This is a genomic window from Gloeocapsa sp. DLM2.Bin57 (genome assembly GCA_007693955.1).
Lineage (GTDB): Bacteria > Cyanobacteriota > Cyanobacteriia > Cyanobacteriales > Gloeocapsaceae > Gloeocapsa.
Map to the genome: position 1 here is coordinate 62,213 of RECR01000059.1, position 9,147 is coordinate 71,359.

At 38.5% G+C, this 9,147-nt stretch carries 10 protein-coding genes; 4 read left to right on the plus strand and 6 right to left on the minus strand.

Going from position 1 to position 9,147, the window contains the following annotated elements; translation table 11 throughout:
- The first annotated feature begins 11 nt into the window (after positions 1 to 11).
- On the plus strand, positions 12 to 971 hold the full coding sequence (locus tag EA365_06440; GenBank protein TVQ46117.1) for an aldo/keto reductase: 960 nt from the start codon (positions 12 to 14) through the stop codon (positions 969 to 971).
- Here EA365_06440 and EA365_06445 read toward each other — a convergent pair whose 3' ends face one another.
- From EA365_06445 to minE, 3 genes are read right to left on the minus strand one after another with little or no spacing between them, the layout of a single operon-like run.
- Positions 972 to 3,980, minus strand: coding sequence for a phosphoenolpyruvate carboxylase (locus EA365_06445; protein ID TVQ46118.1), 3,009 nt, complete (start codon positions 3,978 to 3,980; stop codon positions 972 to 974). It lies immediately after the preceding gene.
- 16 nt (positions 3,981 to 3,996) lie between these two features.
- Positions 3,997 to 4,185 carry a hypothetical protein gene (locus EA365_06450; protein TVQ46119.1) on the minus strand — a complete coding sequence of 63 codons (189 nt, stop codon included), beginning with the start codon at positions 4,183 to 4,185 and terminating at the stop codon, positions 3,997 to 3,999.
- Between the two features lie 47 nt (positions 4,186 to 4,232).
- Positions 4,233 to 4,565 (minus strand): cell division topological specificity factor MinE, encoded by a 333-nt coding sequence (gene minE, locus EA365_06455; protein ID TVQ46120.1) that lies wholly within the window; start codon positions 4,563 to 4,565, stop codon positions 4,233 to 4,235.
- Positions 4,566 to 4,722: 157 nt separating this feature from the next.
- On the opposite strand from minE, the gene EA365_06460 reads away from it, so the two are divergent.
- Together EA365_06460 and EA365_06465 are read left to right on the plus strand one after the other, a co-directional pair.
- Positions 4,723 to 5,208: a hypothetical protein gene (locus tag EA365_06460; protein TVQ46121.1), complete on the plus strand. Its 486-nt coding sequence runs from the start codon at positions 4,723 to 4,725 to the stop codon at positions 5,206 to 5,208.
- Positions 5,209 to 5,607, plus strand: a complete 399-nt coding sequence (locus tag EA365_06465; GenBank protein TVQ46122.1) for a pre-16S rRNA-processing nuclease YqgF — start codon at positions 5,209 to 5,211, stop codon at positions 5,605 to 5,607. It abuts the gene before it with no gap.
- On the opposite strand, the gene EA365_06470 is transcribed toward EA365_06465, so the two are convergent.
- Positions 5,590 to 5,841 (minus strand): DUF3146 family protein, encoded by a 252-nt coding sequence (locus EA365_06470; protein ID TVQ46123.1) that lies wholly within the window; start codon positions 5,839 to 5,841, stop codon positions 5,590 to 5,592. The genes EA365_06465 and EA365_06470 overlap by 18 nt on opposite strands.
- Positions 5,842 to 5,912: 71 nt before the next feature.
- Here EA365_06470 and EA365_06475 point away from each other — a divergent pair, with 71 nt between their 5' ends.
- Entirely contained in the window at positions 5,913 to 7,376 is a 1,464-nt protein-coding gene (locus EA365_06475) for a DUF697 domain-containing protein (protein ID TVQ46124.1), read from the plus strand.
- A gap of 60 nt (positions 7,377 to 7,436) precedes the next feature.
- Here the strand turns inward: EA365_06475 and EA365_06480 are convergent, their stop codons facing one another.
- Complete coding sequence (locus EA365_06480; GenBank protein ID TVQ46131.1) at positions 7,437 to 8,372, minus strand: DUF4351 domain-containing protein; 936 nt, start codon at positions 8,370 to 8,372, stop codon at positions 7,437 to 7,439.
- Between the two features lie 77 nt (positions 8,373 to 8,449).
- Positions 8,450 to 8,677 (minus strand): hypothetical protein, encoded by a 228-nt coding sequence (locus EA365_06485; protein ID TVQ46125.1) that lies wholly within the window; start codon positions 8,675 to 8,677, stop codon positions 8,450 to 8,452.
- Positions 8,678 to 9,147 lie beyond the last annotated feature (470 nt).

A 9,147-nucleotide genomic window follows, 5' to 3' on the forward strand; every position in this document is an offset into this window, starting at 1 on the left:
AAGCATTATAAATGGAAAAGTTATCTTTACCGGTTATGGGTTGCGGTACATGGGCTTGGGGAAATCGTCTGTTATGGGGATATGACCCGAGTATGGATTTAGAATTACAAGAGGTGTTTAATCTCTGTGTACAGAATCAGGTTACTCTCTTTGATACGGGGGATTCCTATGGTACAGGAAAACTTCAGGGGAGAAGTGAGATATTGTTGGGGAAATTTGCTCAGCAATCTTCCGCTGATGTCTGTCTAGCCACTAAATTAGCGCCCTATCCTTGGCGATTAACCCGTCAATCGATGTTAAAGGCGGCTACAGCTTCAGCTAATCGCTTAGGAAGAAAGATTGATTTAGTACAAATGCACTGGTCAACCGCTAATTACGCCCCTTGGCAAGAGTGGAATTTACTAGATGGCTTAGCTGAGTTGTCAGAACAAGGTTTAGTTAGAGGGATTGGCTTATCTAATTATGGACCAAAAAGACTCAAAAAAGTTTATCAGAGATTCCAAGATAGGGGAATAGCGATCGCCACTTTACAGGTGCAGTATTCCTTACTTTCTACTTATCCTGTCACGGAATTAGGACTTAAGGAAGTTTGTGACGAACTAGGTATTCAACTCATCGCCTATAGTCCGTTAGCTTTAGGGTTACTTACGGGTAAATATAGCAGTAATAGTGAATTACCTTCAGGACTTAGGGGTTGGTTATTTAAACAGGTTTTACCAGGAATGACTCAATTAAGTGGTTGTTTAGAGGAAATAGCCCAAAATCGCCAGAAAACACCAGCCCAGATTGCCCTCAATTGGTGTATTGCTAAAGGAACTATCCCTATTCCTGGTGCTAAAAATAAAACCCAAGCCCAGGAAAATATTGGGGCGAGGGGGTGGTTATTATCTCCTGCTGAAGTAGAGGAATTAGATCAAGCAGCGTTTAAGGTTAAAAAGAAAATGGTACAAAACATCTTCCAAACTAAGTAATCAACCTGTATTACGCATACCAGCGGCGATCCCATTGATAGTCAATAGTGCACCTCTGAGTAATTCGTCTTTGGAATAACGGAAGTGAACTAAACTCGATTGTTCCTGATTGGTATATTGACGTAACCGTTTTAACAGAGATACTTGGAGGAAACCTAGGGGAACAATCGTACCATTACGTAGTTTAACAGAACGCTGCAAGTCTAAATCTCCATCGAGTAAGCGATTATGTCCTGTTATTTGCAAGACGATCGCGCAACTGCGATAATATTCTTCAGCAATTTGGGCAAAAACCCGCTGAAAGCGTGGTTGATCTTCAGGAGTAGATAACTCTGAGACAAAATGAGCAGCCATGGCTAAATCTACCTTAGATAAAGTCATCTCCACCTTAGAGATTACCATCTGGAAAAATGGCCATTTTAGGTAAAAGTAGCGCAATAACTTGAGATTTTCTTCGGGTTCTTCTTGGATAAACTCGGTTAAAGCTGTTCCTACTCCATACCAAGCGGGTAAGAGAAAACGACTTTGTGTCCAACTAAACACCCAGGGAATTGCTCTGAGACTACTTAAATCTTTTTTCCCTGATTGTTGACGTCGCGCGGGACGTGAACTTATCTGTAACTGACTGATTTCTTGAATTGGTGTTACTGTCAGGAAGAAATCGATAAAGTCGGGATCTTCATAGATGAGTTTGCGATAAGCAACCCGAGAGGAGTTAGCTAACTCTTCCATAATCTCGTTCCAGGGTTTAATATCGTCAAATCCACAACCGAGTAAACTAGCTTGAATCACCGCGCTAGCTACGGTTTCTAGGTTATAGAGAGCTAATTCTGGTAGAGAGTATTTAGAGGCTAACACTTCTCCTTGTTCGGTTATTTTGATTCTACCATTGATGGTGGAGGTTGGTTGCGCCATAATCGCTGAATAAGCAGGTCCACCACCACGTCCTACGGAACCACCACGGCCATGAAACAAGCGTAATTTGACCCCGTATTCTCCCGCTACTTTTTGTAGGGCTTTTTGGGCTTTATGAATCTCCCAGTTACTGCTGAGGAAGCCTGAGTCTTTGTTACTATCGGAGTAACCTAACATCACTTCTTGTAAGTTAAGGGGTTGTAAACCTTCCCCTAGATATCGACGATATAACCCTAGGGAGAATAAGGTATTCATGACCGATGGTGCGTGTAGTAAGTCATCTACCGTTTCAAATAAAGGAACTATTCTTAAGTTTCCTGTACAGGTAGCGGGATCGTAGATACCTACTTCTTTAGCAAAGAGTAAGACTTCGAGAATGTCACTAACATCATGACTCATACTGATGATATAAGTCTGACAGATATCTATGCTAAACTCTTGCTGTAATTTCTTGAGGATCTCAAAAGTCTCGATCGTTTCCCTGGTTTTATCAGAAAATGGCATTTCTCGGGGAATTAGAGGACGACGACTCTGTAACTCTGAGATTAGCCATTCTGTGCGTTCATTCTCGTTTAATTCGTTGTATGGTTTGGGAAGAATTTGTAAATATTCGGCGATTTCGGCGATCGCGTCTGAATGACGGGTTGATTCTTGACGGAAATCTAATTCTGTGAGATGAAACCCATATATTTCTACTTGACCGATTAAACTATCTAAATCCGCACAGTTAATCCCTGTATTTTCTAGGTTATGTTGAATTAGTCGTAATTCCTCTAAGAATTCTTGACTGGTTGAATAGATTTCTGTTGATTCTAGACTAGTTAGTTTTTCCCATTCCTCTAAATTAGCTAGGCGATCGTTTCTTCTAGCTGTATTTTGCAGTCTTTGATGAATATAAGCTAGTTTTAGTCTATAGGGTTCTTGACGGTAGCGAATTGCTAAGCTATCGTATATCTCTGGCATTTTGAGCCGATCTTTTTCCAGAGAGTCTAGTAAGTCTGGTAAAACATTCGTCCAGTGTAAGGAGAGACTAAGAATCTCATCTAGTTTTTGCAGGGCTACAATATATTTTTTTAAGACTAGATTTCTTTGATAACAAGCTGTTTTCCAGGTAATGTCTGGTGTAACAAATGGATTACCATCGCGATCGCCTCCTACCCATGAGCCAAACCGACAAAAATTATTTTGTGCTGGTGATAAATTGGGGAAAGAGTCTTTAATTGCTTGTGTGAGTCGTTTAGACAGTTCGGGAATTACTTCAAACAATACCTCTTCAAAGTAGTGCAGCGCGTAATCAACCTCATCTAGTACTGTTGGTTTAAACTGATGTAGCTCATCTGTTCGCCACCATAAGCGAATCTCTTCGGTTAATTCTGCTTTCGCGCTTTCTGTTTCCCAAGACTCGGTTAATCCTATCCCTTGTAATGCTTCTTCTGCTTGATCTAGTTTCTTGAGTATTTTGGCGATGCGACGTTGTTTTTTCCGAATAGTTTGACGTACTATCTCTGTGGGGTGTGCTGTAAATACTAATCTAATATCTAACTCTTGTAAAAGTTGTTGGACTTTTTGTGGGGGAACGTTTAGTCTTTTCAGATAGGGAAATAATCGATAAAAACTACCTGTTTTTGCTGACTTTAACAGATTTTCGCTAAATAGACTTTTTTCTAACAGATTAGAGCCCATGGATGGCAATTTATTGCCTTCACTATCTAGCTCTGTTTTACCATTAACTAGTTGATTACTTTGGTGTAAAGTTTGTCTAACTAGTTGTTGATCTCTTTGTTCGTAATGTTGCTCAACGATATTAATTAATTGAAAATATAACGCAAAAGCTCTAGACGCGCGTAAAGCTTCGTTTAGCTCTAATTTTTCGATTAATTCGTGAACTGAGGAATGAGTTATCTCTGTGGTTTTTCCTTCTGGTGAACACATCGAGCGTAGTTGTTTGAGTAAATCAACTAATTTCTGTCCACATTCTGATTTTAATACTGATTCCCATAGATCTTCTACTAGTTTGAGCCTATGGTGTAAAAAAAGCTCCGAACTAGAGATGACATTTAAGTCTGAGGATGAGGATTGAATCACTGAACTCATAGTTTTATTTATCTAGTTAATTTTTTACTTCAGGTTCAAGTATTGGTAAGCGTTCCCCTCTAAATACTTCTTCTGAAGCTTTACCAACTTCTTGCAAGGATTTGCTTAGGTTATCCACCCCAATTATTGTTAATATAAATGGACCTGTTAGAATACTCAACAATATGTCTGCTAAGTTATCTTGAGATTTATTTTCGTCTAACATTTTATTATCTCCTATTTTGGTATTCTTGTTGTCAAGATACTCTGACTTTAGCTTAGTTCCTCTGCAGTAGTTTCTGCTTCTGTACTATCAGATTCTGGCTCTGTTTGTACAGTTTTAACACGTTTAATGGGTAAATTAGCGATTAAAGAGGTCATCCGTTGATCATTTTCTAGGGAAAATTCCATCTCTTCTAAGTCAAGTTCCACGTAACGGGCTACTACAGCAATAATTTCTTGACGCATGGATTCAAGTAGTTCGGGAGTTAAATCAGCGCGATCGTGCGCAATGACTAACTTGAGACGACGTTTAGCTTCGGTGCGACTACTAGTAGGCATTTTTACGGGAAAGAATTTCTCGATGATTTCATTAACTACTTTCACTTTTACTTAACTTAGTTTAATATAAATAATTTTTAAGTCACACTCATAGTATCCTAATTTTAGGTTCTCATCAAGCTAAGGCTTTACTGCTAAATTTAACTATGTCTTAAACTAAATCTGCTAAAATTTCAGTATTTTCTACAGCAAAAAGAAAACAATGAGTAATCAATATACAGAAACAGAACTTAAAACCATCGCTAACGCTCCCATGATGGTGGGAATGGCAATATCTATGGTAGATTTGGGGATTATCTCTACGGCGATCGAAGCTGCTGCTATGTCTAAACAGTTCGTTACCGCTGCCAAAAAATACCCCAATAACTCCATTATTCAAGCAGTTTTTAGCGAAGAAAATTTTAAATCAGGTGTAATTAAACCTGAAAAACCCCAAATTTCCCCCGAAGAAGTTAAATCAGGTGCTTTGTTGGATAAGGCGATCGCCGCTACTACTGAGGCTATTACTGTCTTAGATGGTAAAGCTACTCCCGAGGAAATCACCGAGTATAAACAGTTTATTTATAGTTGTGCTGATGCTGTAGCTGAAGCGGCCGGGACTGGTTTATTTGGGAGTGGATCTCCTAAAGTTAGTCCTGATGAAGCTGTGGCTTTATCTCGTTTGAAAACTTTTCTAGGTTTAGAATAATTGGTGATTATCGGGTTTGATCCAGGTAGGGATAAATGTGGTTTAGCGGTGATGAATACTGAAGGGGATTTACTCTACCATCAAGTGTTAGAATCAACAGAAGCGATCACCACGGTTATCTCTTTAGTTGAACAATTCAAGGCTGATATTCTGGTAATCGGAAATCAAACTACCTCCAAAAGTTGGCAAAAACAACTCAAGGAGGTTTTACCCTCTATACCTATAGTAGAAGTGAATGAAAGAAATTCTACCCTAGAAGCGCGCGATCGCTATTGGATGATGTATCCACCTCAAGGTTTAACGCGGTTACTCCCTGCGGGAATGCGGTTACCCCCAAGGGCGATCGATGATATTGTCGCTATTTTGTTGATAGAAAGATATTTAAAATCTACTTTTTAAGGTAAACTGGTAATCACTACCAGGCTCTAATTGATAGTCATAACGTTCTAAAAAACGCCCCAAAGGCTCTTGAATTAAGGCACGACCTAGAGAAGGTTGTACAGATAACTTACCTTGACGAAAATACCATTTAAACGCCCATTGATAGGAAGCTGCGCTCACTTCTCCTTCTAGTTGACCTCGTTGCCAACATTGTTTAATAATTTTTACGTAAGCAGTGGTTTCCTTTGACATCAAACTAATCCATCTTGCTTTTGTTAGAATAACATAAGTATTCCCTAGTATTCTATAAGAAATTTCTCAAGATGACCCAGACTTTTAATAATTGGGATTCAGTAGAGTTAGATAAAATTTTACGCAGTTTTGAAGCGATTCAAGGAGACTTAAATTATCAACAGGCTCAAAGTGCTCTACATTCTTTGGTAGGTAATTTAGATCTAACTTCCCAAGAAAAAATTGGTTTAGAAAGAGAAATAGATGATTTAAGCGCATTATTAGCTAAATTAGAGGAATCAGTAGTACAAATTGCTGCTTTTGGCATGGTTGGTAGGGGCAAGTCTTCCTTACTCAATGCGTTGTTAGGAGAGCAAATTTTTGCCACAGGTCCTTTACACGGAGTAACACGAGTAGCCCAGTCTAGAGATTGGGTATTAACACAGGAAAATTTAACCGAAAGTGACCAAGAAATTCAAAAATTAACCATACCAGGTTTAGGTAATTCACGTTTAGAATTAGTTGATACTCCCGGAATCGATGAGGTTGACGGAGAAACCAGAGAAGCGTTAGCTAGGGATATAGCCAAAAAAGCTGACTTGATTCTCATGATTATCGCGGGAGATTTAACTAAGGTAGAATATAACGCACTCTGTGAGTTACGAGAATTTGGTAAACCGATTATTTTGGTATTTAATAAGATAGATCAATACCCCGAAGCTGACGTTAAACTTATCTATGGCAAAATTCGTGATGAGAGAGTTAGAGAGTTACTTTCTCCTGATGAAATCGTTAAAGTAGCTGCTTCACCTTTAGTTGTAGAAGGAGTAGTAGATAATCAGGGTAGGTTAAAAATGCAGCGTCATCATGGTGTTCCCCAAATCGAAGAATTAAGGTTAAAAATCCTGGAAATTCTCGACAGAGAAGGTAAATCCCTAGTAGCTCTCAATACTATGTTAGCAGCAGATCAAGTCAATGAGAAAATTGTGGAGCGTAAATTATTGATTAGGGAACGAGCAGCTAATGAGTTAATCTGGAAAGGAGTGATGACTAAAGCAGTGGCGATCGCTCTTAATCCCGTCACGGTTTTTGATTTATTTACAGGAGGAGTCATTGACGTGGTGATGATTCTGGGTTTATCCCGTCTCTATGGTTTCCCCATGACTCATACCGCAGCTTTAGGATTGTTACAAAAAATAGCCATTAGTTTAGGGGGAATTAGCGCGAGTGAGATTGTCGCTTCTTTTGGGTTAAGCTCTCTCAAAGGTTTACTAGGGTTAACCATACCCGCTACTGGAGGGGTTTCTCTGGCACCTTATCTCTCTGTAGCTCTGACTCAAGGTTCTGTAGCTGGCTTGTCTTCTTATGCTATAGCTCAAGTAACCAAGACTTATTTAGTCAATGGTGCTTCTTGGGGGCCTGATGGTCCTAAATCTGTGGTACAAGATATCCTCAACTCTCTGGATGAAGACTCTATTCTCAGTCGTATTAAAGCTGAATTGCGGGCTAAATTAGGCAAAAAATATCCAAGAGAGGGAAGAGGGAAGAGGGAATAGAGGGGAAATGAAGAATGAAGAATGAGAATTAACTATTAATTCCCCCATTCGGAATAACTCCTAACCCTGAACTCTTTTATTTCTCAACCAATTTTCTAAATCTTGCTGACTAGTAAAATCGATTAAATCTTCGGCTAATGTTTCTAAAGAGTCTAAATTGAGTTGGGAAATTGTTGTCATTAAATCAGGGTTAATATTTCCTAATTTTTTAGTTAATAAACGCTGAATCAGACTTAAAGCTTCTTCTGTTTTACCTTCAATTTTACCTTCAATTTTACCTCTAATTTCACCTTCTTGAATCGCTTTAGCTCTATCTTCTTGATATAATGGTGCTAGTCTCATAATTAACTCACTCTCTTCTGTATCTGTGGTTTTTCGATTAACTTCTAAATTTTTTTGCAAGGTATAAAGTATCTCTAGAATAACTGATTTAAGGGGATTATCTGGAGATAAGTTGATTAACTCTTCTATGGCTTGTTGTTGTACTTTTCCCCTTCCTAATAATCTTAACCATAAAGTCTCACTAGTGGAGGGTAGCTGGTGTATCACTATTATAGCGGTTCTGAACAGATTAGCTAAAAAGTAGATACCTTCTCCCCAGTCAGATTGAATCTCTCCACCACATTGATTCAGTATTGCTTTAGACGCAGTTGGGGTAATAATCCAGAGTCGGGGTAAGTCATCTTCGCAGATAGTTTGCTTATTTCGGTTAGCTTCACGGTATAATTGTGCTCTAACGGCTAAAAGTTTGAGCAGACAATCGCCAATTTCTTTAGCAGTAACGGGATTACGATAAGGTTCAAATAGAGACTTTGTCGCTGCTAGTTTAGCTAAGATACCTAATTCTTGAGGAAGTGTCGCAACGGTGGGGTTAAAATAAAGGTCAATTTCTCTGATTTCGTCAGAAAGTTGTTTAGCCACTTGTACTTCACCATAAGGAGTTAAAAGGGTTTCAAGATAATCTTTATTAAATTGGTCATAGATAAATCTAGTCAAGGTCAAATAATTTCTATAGTTATTTAATCATCTTATTGGTTATAGGGGAGAGAGGGTGTAGGGTGTAGATGTTGGGTTTATTTTTCCTCTTTTTGTTCCAAACTTGCGGTTAGGTTTTCTGTATTTCTGATTCGGCTTTGTTGTCCGATACTTTCTTTACCTACACCAATAATAAAGCCTAAGACTGCTCCTGTCACTACTACAGGACGATCTCTTCTATCTCTGATATAAGCTACCGCTAAACCAATCATCGCACCTGCTAAAGCTGTCATTATTCCTGCAAAGATGATCTTACGACGGTTCATGAGGCTATTTTGAATTAGGATACTTAAATTATAACAAAAATTCTCCAAAAAACACAATGTCAGCGATGGCGATCGCTGACTCTAAATAAAACGTTGTTGCTTCACCTACTAGCAATCTCTATAACTGTTTCCCAACTTGAGGATGCTGTAGATTTACCTAGATTTATTGTAACAGAAAGTAAAGAAATTTACCAAATTTTTTTTTATAGGGCTACGCGGGAGTATATTCTTACCACAGTAGTATTTTTATCGCTTATTATATCGAATAGAAAATAAAATGCTCTTGTTGAGTTAGGTTTTAGGTTTTAGGTCGAACGGTTTTGGGTATTATTATTTATATACATTATACTTTCTCTTCCCCCCTCCTGACAAGGGTAGGTTTTTTACAATAAGTTTGTAGTCAAGGTAAGACTCCGCAGACAAGGAGGGAAAGTAGACTCTCGAAGTATATGTATTTAAATATTACCTTG

Excerpts from the sequence above, each read along its gene's own strand:
- EA365_06440 (TVQ46117.1), top strand. The coding sequence starts at position 12 with ATGGAAAAGTTATCTTTACCGGTTATGGGTTGCGGTACATGGGCTTGG.
- EA365_06445 (TVQ46118.1), bottom strand. The coding sequence starts at position 3,980 with ATGAGTTCAGTGATTCAATCCTCATCCTCAGACTTAAATGTCATCTCT.
- EA365_06450 (TVQ46119.1), bottom strand. The coding sequence starts at position 4,185 with ATGTTAGACGAAAATAAATCTCAAGATAACTTAGCAGACATATTGTTG.
- EA365_06460 (TVQ46121.1), top strand. The coding sequence starts at position 4,723 with ATGAGTAATCAATATACAGAAACAGAACTTAAAACCATCGCTAACGCT.
- EA365_06470 (TVQ46123.1), bottom strand. The coding sequence starts at position 5,841 with ATGTCAAAGGAAACCACTGCTTACGTAAAAATTATTAAACAATGTTGG.
- EA365_06475 (TVQ46124.1), top strand. The coding sequence starts at position 5,913 with ATGACCCAGACTTTTAATAATTGGGATTCAGTAGAGTTAGATAAAATT.
- EA365_06485 (TVQ46125.1), bottom strand. The coding sequence starts at position 8,677 with ATGAACCGTCGTAAGATCATCTTTGCAGGAATAATGACAGCTTTAGCA.